Genomic DNA, 17,783 nt, shown 5'->3' with positions numbered 1-17,783 from the left:
AATGGTCAAATAAGTTTTTATATTTTTTAAAAACATTTTCTTACATTAAACAAAAAAAAGCCCATGGAATAATTCGAAGGAGAAAGTATTATCGATTTTTTCGACAGATTCTAAACCGATTTAGATTGTTAGAATATTAGGATCAATAAAATGAAAAGGAGACTTTAGATGTTCAAAATGTAACCATACTAAGTTTAAAGATTACCCTTCGAAAATTAAATTTTACCTGAGATAGGAATAAGTACATAACTTTACACCTCTAAATCTTTATTTGTCATCATTAGATTCGTTACTTTTGGCTTGCCCACTTATTGCTGGATTTGGCAGAGTTAGAGCTTCCCAAGCGAATGTAAATAATATTTATACTATAATTTTTTTATTTTTTTTAATAAAATAAGACAATAGTATGGAGCTATTCTTTTTTATTACGATTTACACTAATAATCAACACCTTAATTATACAACTTATTAGCTTAACTGTGTAAATATTAATACCTAAAAGCGAGTAACCTTTGATTAATCATAAAAACTCTTAAAATGAAAAATATCAATCTTAAAAAAACCAAAGGGCTTCTTGCAAAGTTGCCTACAGTCTTGGTTCTATTATTTGCTTTTACGGTACTAAAATCGTGTACTACGCAATATAAATTTTCAACCTCATCAGTGGTTCCGGCTGCGGAAGGCTCTGTAACGGTTAAAAAAGACAACAACAGCAACTACATTATTAATTTGCATATAAAGCGTTTAGCCGATCCCAAAAGACTGGATCCTGCAAAAGATATCTACATTGTATGGATGGAAACCCAACAGAATGGAATAAAAAATATTGGGCAGCTCAAAACAGAAAGCGGAATGTTTTCCAGTACTCTGAAAAGTTCCCTTAAAACTGTATCCAGCTTTAAACCAACAGGTTTTTTCATTACAGCAGAAAACGATCCTAATATTCAGCACCCCGGCGGTCAGATCGTTCTCAGTACAGGATCGCTGTAAAAAACTTATTGTATTGAGATTGCAATCAATAAAATTAGCAGTAAACCAAAACGAATCACCTTAACAGGCAACTTATTAAAATGCAGTATAAAACCAAAAAGAAATCTGTAAAAAAATATTAGTATGCTAAATAGTATCGTTATTACTTATCGGTAATCCTTCCATTATATTTAAATTTCACTAATAACACATAATTCAGTGTTTAGTAAAACATAGAGAAGATAAAAAAAAGCTTACAAATTTAGTAATTCTTCAAGCGATGAAGAAAAGTTATTTCTAATTGCACAAAAGATTTTAGATTGTAGAATATTAAAAATAAGGTTATATTAGTACAATAAGATTACTGTAAAATCATGCAGAAGCAAAACAATATTTCTATGAAAAAGTTTACTGATATTTTCAACTTAAAGGAAGGTGAAGATGACAGGGTAAAAACACTGGAAAATGTAAAGAAAAACATTGAATTTAAAGGCGCTAACCTTTGGATTCTGGCTTGTGCAATCTTAGTCGCATCTGTAGGATTGAATGTAAACTCTACTGCTGTTATTATTGGTGCCATGCTTATATCTCCTTTGATGGGGCCTATTGTAGGTGCCGGGTTCGCACTCGGTATTTATGATTTTGTACTTTTAAAAAGATCCTTAAAAAATCTTCTTAATGCAACTGGGGTTAGCCTCACCGTATCTGCTTTTTATTTTTATTTAAGCCCTTTTAAGGATGTGCAGTCCGAATTGTTGGCCAGAACTTCCCCTAATATTTATGACATTCTTATAGCTTTTTTTGGAGGAGTTGTCGGGGTTATTGCCATCACCAGGTCGGAAAAAGGCAATCCTATTCCCGGTGTAGCCATAGCCACTGCACTTATGCCTCCATTATGTACCGCTGGATACGGAATCGCTACAGCGCAATGGTCATTTTTCTTTGGCGCATTTTACCTATATTGTATCAACTGCGTATTTATCGGAATTGCCACCTTTTTAATTATTAAATATCTAAATTACCCGGCTGTCAAACAGGTCAACGAAAAACAGCAGAAACGGGTAAAATTTATAATCGCTTTTCTCATTGCCATACTGCTTGTTCCCAGTGGTTACCTTGCCTTTTCCTTATACCGCCAGCAACAGTTTAAAAAAAATGTGGAATTATTTATAGAAAATGAATTTAGCGCTAAAGGCTATACTGTGGTATATAAGAAAACGGACTTTAACCCTAAAAAGAAAAAAATAGAACTTGCTTTTCTGTCTAAAAGATTTGATTCACTTGAAATAGCAGCATTAAAAAAGAAAATCAGCGAAAATCAATACCTGAAAGGCACTTATCTTATAATCAGACAGGATACCACTGACAAGCTCAATACACTTAAAGGTGATATACTGAATCAAATAAAAGGGAGCGAGAATGAAATGAACTCAAAAGATGTGCAAATTATGCAGCTTGAGAAGCAGCTGACCAAAAATACATTTGACAACAGGCAGCTTTTAAAAGAAAGCAGGGCTCTGTTTCCTGTCATCAATTCTTTGTCAGTAACAAAAAGTACTTTAATTACGCAGAAAGACAGTATAATTCCACTAACAGTAGTTATTTATGACAGCCCGCGTAATCTTAGTTCATCCGATCAGGAAAAATTAAGAAACTGGCTCAATGAAAGGCTCATGGTCAAAGATGTTGAGCTTTTTAAAAAACAGTAATCAACCTGTTTAATTGCTCTTACGCTTTTCATTGTATAACCTTAAAAGAAGAAAAACTGAAATCCATACCAGTACCGAAGCTATCAAAACGGCAAATTTGGCCTCATTTTGATATTTAGGATGAAATATTGATTTTTACATACAACGAGGAAACAGCAAATAACAACAAATTTTCCATTTATAATAAAAAAATGGTTTCAAAGCTGATTTACATGATCCTAAAAACAACAGATAAAAAATTCTATTCTTCTATCAATGTTAATAAAAACATAATTAAAAGATATATTTGAATTTACTATTTTTTAATAGCCTACATTTGAACAAATTAAATATTTAAGATGCAAGAAGGTACAGTAAAATTTTTCAATGAAGAAAAAGGATTTGGATTTATAACTCCTAACAATGGAGGAAACGAAGTTTTTGTTCATGTTTCAGGTCTATCAGAAAACATTCGTGAAAACGACTCAGTTCGATATGACATCGAAGAAGGCCGCAGAGGTCCAAACGCAGTAAACGTAATCATAGCATAACATACTATAGAACTAGTTTATAAAGAGGCTGTCCGAAAAGGACAGCTTCTTTGCTTTTATACCCTTTTAAGTGTACGAAATTGTTAAAAATAGATATGAGAAAAGAACTAAAAATAAAAAATTGGTGTTTCTCTATTTATCTGATGCTCCAACCAATGCCACACTCTTAAAACTACCTAAACTGTTTATTAAATGCGCGGCAGTTTGCTTTTCCATTTTTTCCAGATCACTGGCCTTAAAATTTATTTTGCTTTTCACTATCTTGGAGTTTTTCTAAAAAATAGAACTTTTCAAATCAATGAGTGTCCATTTTTTATCACTGTTAAGCCTAAAAGTACCCACATGTTCCTTATTCCATTCTTTGGGACCTATTAGTGAGAGAAAATCAGAACCATCTGTATCTTTGTATAAGTGATATATTTCACCTACAATAGGTTCAAAAGAAAATCTGGAATTGTATATCAACTCATTCCACTGGAATTCCTGTATTAAATCCTGGTATTGCTTTTTTAGTTCATTAAATTTACTTTCAAATTCTTTGTTTACCTTATTTATGCCTATGTTTTTCCAGCCTGCTAAATCATCTGTTTTTATTACGGGTGCCCCCACATTTGTAGCATATGGCAATAGACTTGCATTATAACCATTCTGCTCAGAAAATACTACATTATCTGGTTTATCTTTTTTTATCATCGTCGAATATTTTATTAACGCTTAGAGATTTTGTTATTTGAAATCGCTCTCTGCCTGTTACATTTAAATCTGTCAATTGTTACGGATCTTCTGGCTGAATGTTTTGTTTTGCAATTTTCAACCCGCTTGCGCCACAACTTGTAACTGCTGAACTTTAATTCTTTCTTCATCAAAGCTTTCACATCGGCTTCCGATAAATTAAATTGAAATTTTATAGCGTCAAAAGGTGTTCGGTCTTCCCATGCCATTTCTATAATTCTATCAATCTGAATTTCATTCAATACTTTATTATCGACTTTTACAATAATGGACTTAGTCATATATTTTGTCTAGCTATTATTAAAAAATATTAAACAAAAGTAATACTTTTACTGAAAATAATTCTAATAAGAAGGGATAACTTTAACAGGTAATACCCCTTTTTTATTTACTAGTACAAATGATGAAAACTTAAAAAACGTTAAGTAAACGTCATAGATTATCTAACTAAAACCGTATTTTATTAATCTGCGAGTCATTTTTATTACATAATAGTATTCACTACCTCAACCTTTGTGAGAAGATTTAAAAAAAGGGAGTAAACAGTACAGTAAAACAGATAATAGTTGTGGCATACAAACGCTGTTGCCGGTTAAATCCCACCTGTTTTTCAATAATTTCTTTAGAATTCAGGGTCATAAATTCTAAATATGTAAAATCTTCTCCCATAATAAATCATCTAGCAAATTTTTAAACTGGCAGTATAACATGAAATTCTGCCCCAATATTTTCCTGAGCCTTTGCAAAAATAATTCCTTTATGAATTTCGATAATTTTCTTTCCAATAGATAGCCCAATACCAGTTCCCTGATATATACTGCTGCTATTAAGTTTTTGAAAAATAGTAAAAATCTTATTCTTATATTGCTCGTCAAAACCAATACCATTGTCTTTAATTACAATTTCACAGTACTGTAAGTTTGAATCCAGTTCCGCATGCTTTTTAAGTTGCTTTAAAGTCAGCATTTTAGAACTTATCTTTATTTTGCAATCTATTTGATCATTTTTACAAAACTTAACTGCATTACTGATCAGGCTATAAAAAAGTTGGTTCATCTGCAGGGGAATGGCTTTGATAACAGGCAGCTGTCCCACTTTTATTTTAAAGTTGTGCTCTTGTATCAATAGTTCAAAATCGTTGAGAACATTTTCAATAACCATATTCAGATCAACAGCTGAAAATTGTCTATCAGGATTATCAAGATAAGAATAAGCCAGAAGATCCTGAATAAGTGTATTAATTCTAATAGTGGACTGACTGATTTTTTTAAGCAGTAGAAGTGCCGGATCAGAAATTTTTTCCTGCATTGTTAAAAGCCTGCTGATAAACATTAGTATTTTGCGAAGCGGTTCCTGTAGATCATGACTGGCTACATAGGCATATTCATGCAATTTATTATTAGCAATTTGCAATTGCTGGACAGAATTTTCCAATTCCTTATTAGCAGTTAGTAAATCCATAGTACGCTCCTTAACTTTGATCTCTAAATCATCCGACAAGACCTGCAGCTTTCTTTCCGTATTTCTTCGTTCGGTAATATCTTCAATAGCAAGCAGTATTAATTCTTCTTTACTGGTTTCATTGGTGACCTGTCTGGCATTTAGCAGCATAATGCTCTCACCGTATGGCAGAAGATTTACTGATAACTGATAGTCATCGAGCTGTGTTTTCTCGTAGAGCACTTTCTTTAGCATTCTTCGCGTAGAAACATTATCAAAAAGATGATTGTGAATTTCGTAAATAAACTTACCTTCAGCCTCTTCTTTAGTAATATCATATTTTTTAGAAAATGCCCTGTTGATATTTTTTATTATCAGTTTTTTATCCAGAATAACTATTGGTTCACGAAGTGTGGCCACAATAGCTTCCGTGTAATTTTTGGAAATATTAATTTCCTGCTGTTTGTTTAAAAGTTCCTGATTAATCTGTACAAGTTCTTCATTAGTGTACTGCAGTTCCTCTTTAGAGGATTCAAGTTCTTCATTAAGACTTTGTAATTCCTCACTACCGCTCAAGAGTTCTTCATTGGTAATTTGCAGCTCTTCATTGGAAGCCTCATGTTCTTCACTTATTGCATTTACATCATCGTGTATTTTTGCTAGTTCTTTCTCAAGCTGGGCAATCTTTCTTAAGTTCTCATCCTCAAGTATTTCCTCAGCAGTAAAATCAATTGAGGCTGTTTCCTCACGGCCTAATTTTTTTTTATAAAATACCACCAAAAAATGAGGATCTGAAGTATCAGGAAGCGGCCGTATCTCAATTGTGATTTCGCTTACGATGCCCTTGTTTTTAATCTGAATCCCTTCTTTTACTATAAGTCCCTCGGTTTCTTTGGCTTTGTAACATGAATTACGCAGCTCAAAAGCCAAGCCTTTACGAGCCATTTTGAGCATATTAAATGTAGGTTTCCCAACTGAAAGTTCAATAAATTCTGCAATGCTCCCATTTATGTGTACGATGTCCATATTTTCATTTACAATGGCGCTTGCTGGAGTGTATTCTGAAAGTAATATTGATTCAGCACTTTTTCTAAAATCTTCTTTAATAATTTCTTTTCTTCGAATATCAGATTTAAAACTTTTCAACTTTTCGCCAGCTCCCCAGCCCGAGTCAAGAAATCTTCCGGAAATCTCTTTTTTGGTGTAGATTTTTCCTGTTTTGTCAAATGACTGAAAAAGGTCAGCTGCAGGAACAGTCGTTTCTGATTTTCCCAAAAATAAAAAGCCGTTTTCTTTCAAGGCGTAATGAAATGTTCTTAATGATTTTTTTTGCAAAAAAGCATTCATATAGATAAATACATTCCGGCATGTAATCAGGTTCATTCTGGTAAAAGGAGGATCTGCTAAAAAGTTATGCACTGCGAAAACACATAAGTCTCTGATCTCCCTTTTAATGATGTAACCATTATTCTTTGAAGTAAAATATTTAGAAATAATGGCCTGAGAAACATTAAGCATTTGAGATTTTCTATAAAATCCAACTCTCGCTTTTGCAATTGCCAATTCAGAAATATCAGATGCAAAAATCTGTATTTTCTTTCCCAGCAGATTTTCTCCCAAAAATTCGTGAAGCGCAATCGCTATTGTATAAGCCTCTTCCCCTGTAGAACATCCTGCGATCCATATCCGTATAGCATTCCCTTCTGTGGTTCTTTCGTTCAATAAAGGAAAAACTTTCTCCTTTATTATCTGAAAAATTTTTACATCCCTAAAAAACGCTGTTACAGGTATAACAAGGTCATTAAATAAATCTTCAACGGCTAATTTATCCCCACGTAAAAGTTTAAGATAATCACTCAGAGTAGTTAATTTACATAATATCATCCTTCTGGTAATACGTCTGTGTATAGTAGTTTGTTTATAAAAGCGAAAATCCACCCCGCTGTTAACATGCAGAATTTTAATAATTTCCGCAAAAATTCCTTCATCACTAATTTCATTATCATCAACTTTAATAAATTTTTCTTTTGAAAGTTGAATCAGTTTCTCTACCATCTTAGCAGGTGATAATATATAATCCACAACTCCGGCGCTTATTGCATTCTGTGGCATTTCATCGTTAGAAGCTCCTCTATTCTGAGCAAAGGTTATTCCTCCATGTTTTTTAATGGCTCCAAGGCCAGTAGTACCGTCAGATCCATTTCCTGAAAGCAGTATTCCGCAGGCTAAATTAAGATGAACCTCCGCTAATGAAGTAAAAAAAATATCTATGGTTTGATTTTTTGTATCCTTTAAACGCGGACTCAGCTTGAGTACGCCATCAAAAGAGGTCAGTAGTTTATTTTCCGGAATAACATAAATAGTATTGGGAGCCAGATGAATATCGTCCGTAATTTCGTTAATAGGTATTTTAGCAACACGTGAAAGCAGTTCTGTAAGCATGCTGTCATGGGCTGGGTGCAGATGCTGTACTACAACGTACGCCATGTGGGAATCTTCAGGTATAGCGTCAATAAAATCCGTAAAAGACTCAAGCCCTCCCGCAGAAGCTCCAATGCCCACAATGGGAAAGTCTTGCCTAGAAGCCTTAGGCAGTATGTTTTTTTTGTTACGCATGCCTTTTAATTTAATTATGTTACACCAAGTCAGAAATTCAAAATTATACTGCGTTATATGCTTATTTCAGGATAAAATATTACTGTAGAGAATATTGAAAATTACCCATCAAATTTCTCAATTCAACATAATAATTAAGATAGTATCTATTACAGAGTCGACTAAAAAAAGATGAAATACTGCTTATCGTAAGGTATTACAGCCGCTTTATTATTCATTAGTTGTCTACTATTAACTTTCAAATGTACGCTTTAATAAACGTTAACTGTCTATTATTTTTTAAAGAGTAATTTATGCCCGAAAAAACATCCATGGATTGCTTTTTTATGAACAGTTATTGCGCTCATGTCCTTAAATCCCAACAGGACATTCCAACCAAATTTCTAGTGTCATTGAAAGACATAATCTCTACATGTAATAAGCCAATCTCTTTAAAACCTTCACAGAATTTATAGAAATTTATCCAGTCGAGGTCTCAGAAATTACTGGAATCAAGAGAATAGATTAAGTCCGGTCAGGTAAAGACCTAATATAGAATTAAGAGTTTGTGCTCTTTTTGAATTAAACAACTCCCATGAGTTTTGCTGTCTCAATAAGGATACTTTTTTTATTTGTTAATAGTTTGCTTTAAATTTTACCACTAAACTTGAAAACCTTACTAAGGTAAGGAATGGTAATTTCTGCATTGCAAATAGAAAAATAAAATATCACAAACGAAACAAACCTCTGAGCTTAAAGCACAGAGGTTTGTATACAAGACCTAAAGTCCTTCTTTTAATTTCATTCAAAATAATGAAATTTAAACTATTTTATATTTATTGTATTTCAAAAACTACTGCTGTGTTAAATGGCATATTTTGAGGACAGGTAATCACTAAACCCTCATCACTTTGTGTCCATTTTAATTTACCTTTATACCCCAGCAACTTAACCTTCGTCATTTTTTTTTCATAATTCTTCACATTTTTAGCAAGAGACTTAATTTTTATTTGACTATTCGGAGCTGGTACATCCATACAAAAAGCATATAGTTTTTTGTTTTTCCCTACTGTAAACCGAATATCTTGATTACTAAATTTGAATTCAGCCTGATTTCGGCCTAATTTTCCTCCAGGAAGCATTTTCAATTTTCCATTAACCATTTCTCCTTCAGCAGGAATTACCCAGGCATGACTTCCATAAACAGCTTCTCCATTTATTCGCATCCAGTCTCCTACTTCTTTAAGCATTTTTTGGCTCTCTTCATTAATAGAACCATCTGGCAATAAAGAAATACATATTGCAGCATTTCCATCACGTGCAATGGCTTCAATTATGTACCGAATCATCATACCTGAATCATAGGTGAAATCCGGGGCATAAAACCAGTCTCCTACAGGAGCTTCGGCAATCCAGGGCTGGTCTTTTTTAATAGCGGCTGGTATTCCAAATTCTTCCGTATTAACGGTTCCATTTGTTTTTTCTCTAAATTTAACAATACTAAAAGTGTTGACCTTTCCTCTACGTTCTAAACTACGATTGTAAAAATCGGCTATAACGGTCTGCATCGCATTTGCTTTAAATCCAGTTCCTGTTCCATTTCCTGTAAAAGGTCCCTGAACAGTACCATCCGTGTAAATAAAATCGGGATCGTAATGTTGCACAACATCCATCATTCTTAAAGCCCAATTGGTTGTAAACCATTTTGCATAACCTAAATGATTTGTAAAAATACCTGCTGGTGGTGGTGACCATTTTGAATACGCAGCATCATTTACACCTTCGTATTCACGTAAATCAATACCATAAAGCATTTTAGGATCATATCCTTCCCACCATTTTCCTTTACCATCAGCTAATGTTAAATTACCATCATATGGAATTCCTTTTTTAGATCCTTCTTTATCACTTCCAAATGCGGTTTGCCACCACCACCAAGTATATTCATGATGAAAAGTCACACCATAATGCATTCCGTTTGCTTTACATGCTTTTGCCCATTCGCCAATTAAATCTCTTTTAGGACCAATATTAACAGAATTCCATGGTTGGTATTTAGAATTCCACAGGTCGTAATTATCATGATGCACTCCTTGAATCATTAAAAAACGAGCGCCTGCATCTTTGTACATTTTAGTGAGTTTTTCTGGATCCAGTTTGGTAGGATTCCAATCCCTCAAAACTTCTTTATAACCTACTTCTGAAGGATGCCCATATCTTTTAAGGTGATTTTTATATGCTACTTCGTTTGAATTATAGAGTTTTCTTGCGTACCAGTCACCACTTTCTCCTGCGGCCTGAGGACCAAAATGAACCCAAATTCCAAATTTTGCATCACGTAACCATGCTGGTTCTCCCGGATAATTCTTTTCTATAGATTCCCAGGTAGGCTCAAAAGGTCCTCTTGCAATAGGAAGTTCTAATTTTACCTCAGTAAATTTTTCGGAATCTCCCATTGGAACACTATTAACAGCTAATGGAGTTGGCACAGGAGGCATAGGATTTTTATCCTGAGCATGGATACTCAACTGAAGTAAAGACAATACCGTGAATAAAATTTTTGTTCTCATTTTTTATTTTATTTATTATTCGAATCATTTTGAAACTGAGTGTTCAAAACCTAAACTATTTATTACAATTCATTTTTTTTATATCTCTTTATTTATTTATTTTTAGTATGTCCTAAAAAACGTAAAAGTGAATGCATCATTTTTTGATGCATCGATCATAAATTTACCATCAAAATCTGTTGTTGCAGATTCATTTGTTACATCCACAGTAATATTTACGTCGGGAACTTTTTACCCATCACCTAAACTAAGTATTCTTCTTACAGGAACATCCAGAGCATTAGCAAAAAGCCTAATAAACAATATGTTATAAAATATTGTCTTTTTTAAAAATTTCTGGTCATAATTTGTTGGTTTAAATAGTCATTATGTCGTTTCAAATTAAAGCTTAATTATACATTTACGCTTTTATCGATTTACAGAATAAAAAAAACAAGGGAAATCAACCAATTCAAGAGTTAAAAAAATACAAATTATTTATTTATAAATTAAATAAAAATCATATAAAAAACTAATAAATTTCATTATTAATGTTTTTTATAGTATTATGTAAAAAGAAGCAAAAACAAATTTATAATATACAAAAATTAAATACATTATACAAAAACGTTTTTTTATTATATAAAAACGTTTTTATTATATAATTTTCAACTTTTCTGGCTAATCGTATTAGCATTAAATTATTTTTAGGAAATGGTAAAATTGCCTGATAAAAAGACAGAAAATGGAAACCTGAACGGATAAAAAATATAAATATTATATATTGATGTAAGAGTTATTGAAGGTTTTAGGGAATAATATGTTAAAGGCAAAAAGTTTAAGAAAAAACAATTAGCTCTTGGTCCAAAATACTGCCCTATCCTATTTCAACAAGATCAAGGTCATTCTCAAAAAGGCTTATAAAAAAAGATTCTTTTTTATGTTTATAACGTATCTACTGATAAAATTTTAGAAGTACTTTCAGAAGTTAAAAAGAAATAGGCTCATATATTTATAAATTCTGAAAACTTATTTCATAAAAACACTTCAAAGAGCTATTGTAAAATCCAAATTCCAATGTAAAAACCGGAATTTGGATTTAAGTTTAGATTTTTCTTTATCAGCGCAGCGCCGGATGCATCATTTCATTTAGAATTGATAAAGTAAGAGGATCAAATTGCCCTGAGAAAAAAGCATCTAATACTTTCTGAAACACAGGATTGGTATTATCTGTTAAACTAAAAAGTGTCATTGAAGATTGTAATTTACGTGCATCGAGGTCTCCAAAAATAGATTCTACTGATTTCATTTTAAAATTTAACAATACTTCTGCGCTTTCAATAATATGCTTTCCTAGTATTGGATGTGCCAGGAATTCTTCGGTTTGTTGTAAATTTTCGATAGCATATAACTCCGACATTTCACTTCTTCCGAGTCCTTTTATCTGAGGAAATATAAACCACATCCAATGTGTTTCTTTTTTGCCTTTTCTAAGCTCAGAAAGAGCTGTGAGATATAGTTTGTTTTGTGCTTCTAAAAAGCGTGTTAGGTCATTTTTTATTGCTGCCATTGGGGTTGGTAGTTTGAATAATTATTTTGAAAAATAATAAAAAATATAATACCATCTAAAAATACAGAAGAATAAACAGTTAAATTGACCTCAAATTTTCTTATTGCTTGAAATGGATTACAAACATTTTTTCATGAAACTGAATTTACCAATTTCATAATAGAGATGCATAGAAAAATGACGCCAAACTTATTTATACTTACTATAAAATGGTTGAACCTCACCCTTCCTGTAGTAAATTGTTGTAATGCATTTTCAAAGACATAGCACACAAACAATATTTAAAGTCAGGAGACTTTTTAGGAGCATTGAATTTGTCACAGAATAAAAATTTACGCAAAGTCCAAGACTTTTGAGTAGCATTAGAACAGAACACTTTAGAAAGCTGGGGTAGCTTTTAGTTGCTTACTGTTTATTTCAAAAGCAATTTTCCCATATAATCTGTTGCTATCAAAATAAAATCATCAAGAAATTCCACATTCCTTATTCGTATCATTTTTTGCTAAGAACAATTGGCTAATTTATGTTTTTCGATAATTTCAAGTTTTGTATTGATGCTACCACAATCATGAATTATAACATTTCTCCATTTTTTAAAATCATTTATAATGTGATATGCCACGTTGGCTTAATTAAATTTACTTCATGCAGGCATCATTTCAAAACAGGAGGTACTTCCACTGATTCAAATTCTCCCAAATAAATATGATCTTCTACCGGATAATATTTAAAATTCAGATCGGTTTCCTTGTTTTCTCTTATAAGGGCAAACTGATAAAGACCCCGATCGCTTTCCTTTAGCCTGTTGGTTTCCCGCTCCCATCTCATGTAGATGAGCTTTACCTTGTAACCGTTCGGCTTCAAGCCCTGAAAACATTTTCGGACTTCGCTTTTTTCTTCCTGCATCCTCTCCATTATTTCAGCATACCTGCTCGGATTGTCTTTTTTTAAGGCCTCATCCGCAAGCTTGTCATAGAAATTCTGAAACAATTCGTCCAGTTTCCCTTCCCTGAGCAGTTTCTCAAAATACTTTCCTCTTTCCAATGGCTCCTCTTTGATAGTACTGCTGACCGAAATCAGTGGCTTTTCTTTTTCGCTTTTGCCTGTTGATATCCCAATCGGCTCAGCCAGTATCCACTCACCCTGACTAATACCAAGGTCTCCAAAGGATATATGTATTGTTTTCCCAGATTTTTGGAATGTAAAGTGGTTTTTTCCGGACTTCCGGTGTTCATACTCCCCGTACGATTTGTAAAGCCAGTAAAAACGCTCGTGCACGAGATCATTTCGCGTAATGTTATAGTATCTCAGGGTATCCAGTATAATGCCCAATGTTATTTTATTGACACTGTCCGTTTCCCTGCTATACTGCTGCATATTGTTTTTAGGCTCAAATTTAAAATAAGAAACCTTATTGGCCATATTGGACAACAAATGTAACTCCAGATACTTATTAAATGCCGTATGATTATTGGCACAGTCAATAAGCTCATACATCACTGAATTAGGAAGCTTTGTCTGAGCTTCGGCATCATTGTAGGTCGTCAACAGCATGAAAAATAATATTTTATGGAATTTTGAGCGCATGGGATTCTAGATTTGGATTATTCAAAAATAAGTATTAAAACAAGAGTTTTAATGGAATCTCTTTTTCTTTTTAGCACTGATCTGTGTGTACTGTAAATCATAAGGCAAAATAAATATGATATTTTCATTCGAAACGGGGGCAAGATAATGCCCTTGGTACAAAATGTCCGCCTTCGGAAAGTCAGCTGCTCTGGACTCATCTAATAATATACCAACTTGTTGAGGCTGAAAAGAAAGATACTTTTTAGATCCACTTTCAATAATTAGAATCCGAAATCCTTTAGGGAGTGGTTTCGTAATATTATAATTTTCCAATGAAAATGAATTTGCATCAGCATTTTTTCAATATGATAACTGTTGCTGACCAATAACCAATGACTCGCTGCGCCGGCAGACACCAGAACCACTTGTTTAATAAAATCTCTCCTGTTTCTTCATTTAAATGATTCGGTTATTAATACGTTTAACGTTTCATGATCTGTAACATTTGCATACCAATACCTATTAGGACTATAAACCATAATGGAGTGTAACATAGCCAATCCGCACCCCGATTAAGATAATGTTTTTGAAAGGTTTTCGATAACTTTATCGAGCCTCTTTGAAGGGAGATTAACACAATTTATTTCGTTTTATTATTCTCAAAAATAGGCAAACAGATTACAAAGCATGAAAAGAATATTTACCTCCCTTTACTCCTTTCCTGTAAAGGTAATTACACAAAAACAATTATTTAAAGTCGGAGGCTTTTGAGGAGTTTTGAATTGAGAAGTGCATTAAAAATTACACACAGTCAGAAACGTAATAACGCTGTAATGAAGCTCATCTGAGATCGGATTCTATTTCTTCCTACTCCAAATTTTAATTCTGATTTGCAATGAATCACAGGTAAGTTTTGAATCATTAAGAAGTGCTCATCCTTCGATTCAGGAATTGTACGTTTTAACTGATAATCATACAGCATCAGCTTCCGAAATAATCCTGAATAATTTAAAGCCCTTTATCAATGTAATTTCAATTGGCGAAAAAACAAAAGGAAAAGATGCTACAGGATTTGCCATTGAAGACAACAGGATGGCAGATAAAAAAGGCTGGGTTTTGTGTCCTGTAATTTACAAATTATTTAATGCCAATAATAAAGGTAATTATGCATTAGGCATAAGTCCTACTGTTGAATTAAATGAATTAGAGGAAATCGAGATTTTTCCTTTGGGTGATATACGTGAAACTTTACTGAACCAGGCTTTGAGCGGAGCAAAAAACTTCAGGCAAAAAAAGCATTCAATGGTTAAAAAGTTATTGTTGAATAAGAATTGTATCGATACAGATCCCTTTTTACAGATTCATTTATAATTTGTTATATTAAGGGAAATAATAATCCATTTTGTAATTAAGGTTTTATTTCACAAGGGAAAAAGCATCCCGCTTGAGGTTTACATTTTACAGCAAAAAAAGGCTGTCCTTACTTTTCGGACAGCCTCTTCATATTTTTTATTCGATTAGCTAATGCCTTATTTATTTTTGTTTTGCAAGATTTCTTTAGCGAGATTTTTTTCTAATTCAGAATTCATCTTGCGAATACTTTTATACAGAACGCTCTGAACCGATTTTTTCTTACTTTCATACCCTTTTATACACGTTTCAAGCTCGGAAAGCAGATACTTAAAGTGTTGATAAATTCCTCTCAGCTCCTCCATTCCTTCACGGGTTTTGATTTCTTCTTCAATCGTGATCTTATCTTTAATTACAGACGATAATTCCTCAAACCTGCGAAAGGCCTTCAGCATATTCTTATGATCTTTTACATCAATTCCCTGCACTCTTGTTTGCGTTTTTTAATAATTAAAAAATTCGTTTAACTCGTTATCTTCAATACCCTATTTTATTAATTATCAATGGTTCAGACACTACATCAGGCTGTTGTTTTTGAAGAGTTTGTATGGTCTTGATCTTTATACTGCGTCTATTTCCGGAAATAGAACCTAAGGCTCGTTTCAATAATATTTCATTTGTATTTCCTAAAGGGAATACTTCTAATACCTGAAACTCCTCTAGCATAATTGTTGGCTGTATCCCGTCTGTATAGTTGCCTTCCCCATTAGCATTAAATAGTTTATAGATTGCAGGGTATAAAACCCATCTTGCCTGTGTACCAACAATCCTGTCATCCTCAATTGGGAAACTGGCAACATCTTTACCCACGGTTTTTTCTCCAATGGTTATCACTTCCATAAAAGGTTTTAGGTTGTTGATTATTATTTCAGAAGCCGATGCAGTATGGTTGCCGCACAAAACATAAACCCTCTGAATATTTGGATGGGCAGCCCTAAGTACTTCAAAGCTGACTTTAGATTCATTCATTTCCAGTGATTCTTTAAAGGTCTGGTTCACTTCTCCGCCGTTGGAATTTCCCTTAAACCGGATGAACTGATTAGCAGATTGTATGTTGGGAGCTAAAAGTATGCTGAGTGCTGTAGCCGATGAAACATCTCCGCCGCCATTATACCTCAAATCAACGACAACTTCGTTAATAGACTGATTCTTAAATTCCTGAAACGCATTCAGTAGCGACTGCGAGAGACCAACATTAAAATGCGGTATTTCAATATAGCCCACTTTATGATTCTGGTAGGGAATAACCCGGCTGAGGACAGGCTGCAAAAAAGTAAACCCCTGACTAATACTAATCTCTTTAGGGGCTGTAAATCCTGATTTATCAGAATAGGAAACTACCTGTAACTTAGCATCCTTAGCAGTTAACAAATTTTGATAAAGGTTATTATAATTTCCCTGACTTAAAGCCGTGCCACCAATGGCGGTTATTAACTGTCCACGCTCAAGCCCATTTCTCTCTGCCGGTGAATTCGAAAGTACATACATCACTACGCCATATACCTGTCCTTCGTATTCAATAAAAGAAAAATCAAAGCCAAATGAATTCTGGAGGCTTTGAGGAAATGTTTCCGCTGAGGAAGTGTGAATCGCATAGGAAAAACGATCATTCTTATTTACTAAATATCCAAAATATTCTTTCGGGGGCAACGATAAATTGTCCTTGTCAGGCATACTTTCGTTCCAATAATAATAACGTTTCATTTGTGTGTAAATCCAATCGTTTACATACTCATTTGTACCTTCCTCATAGGTTAAAGGAATATCGTCATTGGTTTGGCAGGCAAACAAAATATTTGCAAACAGGAGAATCAAAATTGACTTCTTCATCCTTTATTTTGGGTTAAAAAATAACTTTTCAAATTAATGTTGGTTTTACACCAGTGGGAGCATCTTTTTAGGAATGGGTTACACTTATGAGGTTTTTCTAAAAATTCATAGGTGTAATTTAAAAAACAAGTAATCACAAGTAATCTGCAATATCGATATCTCCTTTTACCACTACTGTTCCGTTCTCCTGTTTTTCTTGCAGCACAATCATATTGACACCATAGGTTTGAATGATTTGTACTTTTATGGGACTTGTACCGCTATAAGGTTCTGTAGTACCTGGTTTATAAAGCTCTAAAAATACGGGTGCTGTATTGCTGAAAAAATTGTAAATCTTAAATTCAGAAAAATCATCTTTCCCAATGTTTTCAAATGTGGCAAGTACCACTCCGTTTTCTCTTTTCAGCACTCCTTTTACACTTTCCAGTTCTGTGCCTGAAAATTCTCCTAAATTGGCAAAAAGAAACTTAAAGCCCACTTTACCTACATTTATAGAAGGTTTTACGGCATAGACTTCGAGAAAAACATCAGGTAAATTGAAAAAATAGAAATTCTCATAGTCTGCACTATTATCATAAGTAATTTCATAGGCGGCGATTTGAGCGCCCGTTTCGTGGTTGTAAATAGCTAAGGGATTTTTTTCGCCTTTGTCCAGCACAAAGTTGAGGGTTGTTTCGATATTTTGGGTATAGAAACTATTGTCATTAATGATTACTGGCTTACCATCTAACCTAATTTCTATTGCATCGGGAGTAGAAAAACCTTTTATATTGACCTTTGCAGGTTTTTGTGCCACGTCAAATTCTTTGGTAAGTTCACTTTCGCAGGATGTTGCAACTATTAACAATGCAAATAGTAAAGCTCTTACTTTTTTCATATG

General features: G+C 33.4%; 13 protein-coding genes. 4 read left to right on the top strand and 9 right to left on the bottom strand.

The window, feature by feature from the left end:
- Nucleotides 1-537 precede the first annotated feature (537 nt).
- The 3 genes from ACNC7R_RS09725 to ACNC7R_RS09715 all read left to right on the top strand — a co-directional run bounded on the left by ACNC7R_RS09725 (nucleotide 538) and on the right by ACNC7R_RS09715 (nucleotide 3,208).
- Complete coding sequence (locus tag ACNC7R_RS09725; RefSeq protein WP_417940850.1) at nucleotides 538-990, top strand: hypothetical protein; 453 nt, start codon at nucleotides 538-540, stop codon at nucleotides 988-990.
- 377 nt (nucleotides 991-1,367) lie between these two features.
- On the top strand, nucleotides 1,368-2,678 hold the full coding sequence (locus tag ACNC7R_RS09720; protein ID WP_417940848.1) for a DUF389 domain-containing protein: 1,311 nt from the start codon (nucleotides 1,368-1,370) through the stop codon (nucleotides 2,676-2,678).
- A gap of 338 nt (nucleotides 2,679-3,016) precedes the next feature.
- Nucleotides 3,017-3,208: a cold-shock protein gene (locus ACNC7R_RS09715; RefSeq protein WP_412042362.1), complete on the top strand. Its 192-nt coding sequence runs from the start codon at nucleotides 3,017-3,019 to the stop codon at nucleotides 3,206-3,208.
- 273 nt (nucleotides 3,209-3,481) lie between these two features.
- Here the strand turns inward: ACNC7R_RS09715 and ACNC7R_RS09710 are convergent, their stop codons facing one another.
- From ACNC7R_RS09710 to ACNC7R_RS09685, 6 genes are all read right to left on the bottom strand, one after another.
- Complete coding sequence (locus ACNC7R_RS09710) at nucleotides 3,482-3,898, bottom strand: DUF2452 domain-containing protein (RefSeq protein ID WP_417943160.1); 417 nt, start codon at nucleotides 3,896-3,898, stop codon at nucleotides 3,482-3,484.
- A 17-nt stretch (nucleotides 3,899-3,915) separates the two neighbouring features.
- Nucleotides 3,916-4,221 carry a TIGR03643 family protein gene (locus ACNC7R_RS09705; protein WP_417940846.1) on the bottom strand — a complete coding sequence of 102 codons (306 nt, stop codon included), beginning with the start codon at nucleotides 4,219-4,221 and terminating at the stop codon, nucleotides 3,916-3,918.
- Nucleotides 4,222-4,630: 409 nt separating this feature from the next.
- The gene (locus ACNC7R_RS09700; protein ID WP_417940844.1) at nucleotides 4,631-7,996 is read right to left on the bottom strand and encodes a CheR family methyltransferase; all 3,366 of its coding nucleotides are present in this window, start codon (nucleotides 7,994-7,996) and stop codon (nucleotides 4,631-4,633) included.
- An 815-nt stretch (nucleotides 7,997-8,811) separates the two neighbouring features.
- Nucleotides 8,812-10,545: an alpha-L-fucosidase gene (locus tag ACNC7R_RS09695; protein WP_417940842.1), complete on the bottom strand. Its 1,734-nt coding sequence runs from the start codon at nucleotides 10,543-10,545 to the stop codon at nucleotides 8,812-8,814.
- Between the two features lie 1,099 nt (nucleotides 10,546-11,644).
- Nucleotides 11,645-12,094 carry a DUF1810 domain-containing protein gene (locus ACNC7R_RS09690; protein WP_417940840.1) on the bottom strand — a complete coding sequence of 150 codons (450 nt, stop codon included), beginning with the start codon at nucleotides 12,092-12,094 and terminating at the stop codon, nucleotides 11,645-11,647.
- Between the two features lie 654 nt (nucleotides 12,095-12,748).
- A complete protein-coding gene (locus tag ACNC7R_RS09685; protein WP_417940838.1) occupies nucleotides 12,749-13,648 on the bottom strand; it encodes a hypothetical protein in 900 nt (299 codons plus the stop codon).
- 966 nt (nucleotides 13,649-14,614) lie between these two features.
- Between ACNC7R_RS09685 and ACNC7R_RS09680 the strand changes: the two genes are divergently transcribed.
- Complete coding sequence (locus tag ACNC7R_RS09680; protein WP_417940836.1) at nucleotides 14,615-15,034, top strand: S41 family peptidase; 420 nt, start codon at nucleotides 14,615-14,617, stop codon at nucleotides 15,032-15,034.
- A 158-nt stretch (nucleotides 15,035-15,192) separates the two neighbouring features.
- On the opposite strand, the gene ACNC7R_RS09675 is transcribed toward ACNC7R_RS09680, so the two are convergent.
- The 3 genes from ACNC7R_RS09675 to ACNC7R_RS09665 all read right to left on the bottom strand — a co-directional run bounded on the left by ACNC7R_RS09675 (nucleotide 15,193) and on the right by ACNC7R_RS09665 (nucleotide 17,780).
- The gene (locus ACNC7R_RS09675) at nucleotides 15,193-15,501 is read right to left on the bottom strand and encodes a hypothetical protein (RefSeq protein WP_417940834.1); all 309 of its coding nucleotides are present in this window, start codon (nucleotides 15,499-15,501) and stop codon (nucleotides 15,193-15,195) included.
- Between the two features lie 49 nt (nucleotides 15,502-15,550).
- The gene (locus ACNC7R_RS09670) at nucleotides 15,551-16,903 is read right to left on the bottom strand and encodes a S41 family peptidase (protein ID WP_417940832.1); all 1,353 of its coding nucleotides are present in this window, start codon (nucleotides 16,901-16,903) and stop codon (nucleotides 15,551-15,553) included.
- Between the two features lie 133 nt (nucleotides 16,904-17,036).
- Entirely contained in the window at nucleotides 17,037-17,780 is a 744-nt protein-coding gene (locus ACNC7R_RS09665; RefSeq protein WP_417940830.1) for a hypothetical protein, read from the bottom strand.
- Nucleotides 17,781-17,783: the final 3 nt, after the last annotated feature.

This window comes from Flavobacterium adiutor (genome assembly GCF_048282555.1).
GTDB lineage: Bacteria > Bacteroidota > Bacteroidia > Flavobacteriales > Flavobacteriaceae > Flavobacterium.
Note: the sequence above shows the minus strand (reverse complement) of the source record. Positions and strands in the feature narration are given on the sequence as shown.

Bases quoted from the DNA above. Each gene is read 5' to 3' on its own strand.
- ACNC7R_RS09725 (WP_417940850.1), top strand. From the start codon at position 538: ATGAAAAATATCAATCTTAAAAAAACCAAAGGGCTTCTTGCAAAGTTG.
- ACNC7R_RS09720 (WP_417940848.1), top strand. From the start codon at position 1,368: ATGAAAAAGTTTACTGATATTTTCAACTTAAAGGAAGGTGAAGATGAC.
- ACNC7R_RS09715 (WP_412042362.1), top strand. From the start codon at position 3,017: ATGCAAGAAGGTACAGTAAAATTTTTCAATGAAGAAAAAGGATTTGGA.
- ACNC7R_RS09705 (WP_417940846.1), bottom strand. From the start codon at position 4,221: ATGACTAAGTCCATTATTGTAAAAGTCGATAATAAAGTATTGAATGAA.
- ACNC7R_RS09700 (WP_417940844.1), bottom strand. From the start codon at position 7,996: ATGCGTAACAAAAAAAACATACTGCCTAAGGCTTCTAGGCAAGACTTT.
- ACNC7R_RS09695 (WP_417940842.1), bottom strand. From the start codon at position 10,545: ATGAGAACAAAAATTTTATTCACGGTATTGTCTTTACTTCAGTTGAGT.
- ACNC7R_RS09690 (WP_417940840.1), bottom strand. From the start codon at position 12,094: ATGGCAGCAATAAAAAATGACCTAACACGCTTTTTAGAAGCACAAAAC.
- ACNC7R_RS09685 (WP_417940838.1), bottom strand. From the start codon at position 13,648: ATGCTGTTGACGACCTACAATGATGCCGAAGCTCAGACAAAGCTTCCT.
- ACNC7R_RS09670 (WP_417940832.1), bottom strand. From the start codon at position 16,903: ATGAAGAAGTCAATTTTGATTCTCCTGTTTGCAAATATTTTGTTTGCC.
- ACNC7R_RS09665 (WP_417940830.1), bottom strand. From the start codon at position 17,780: ATGAAAAAAGTAAGAGCTTTACTATTTGCATTGTTAATAGTTGCAACA.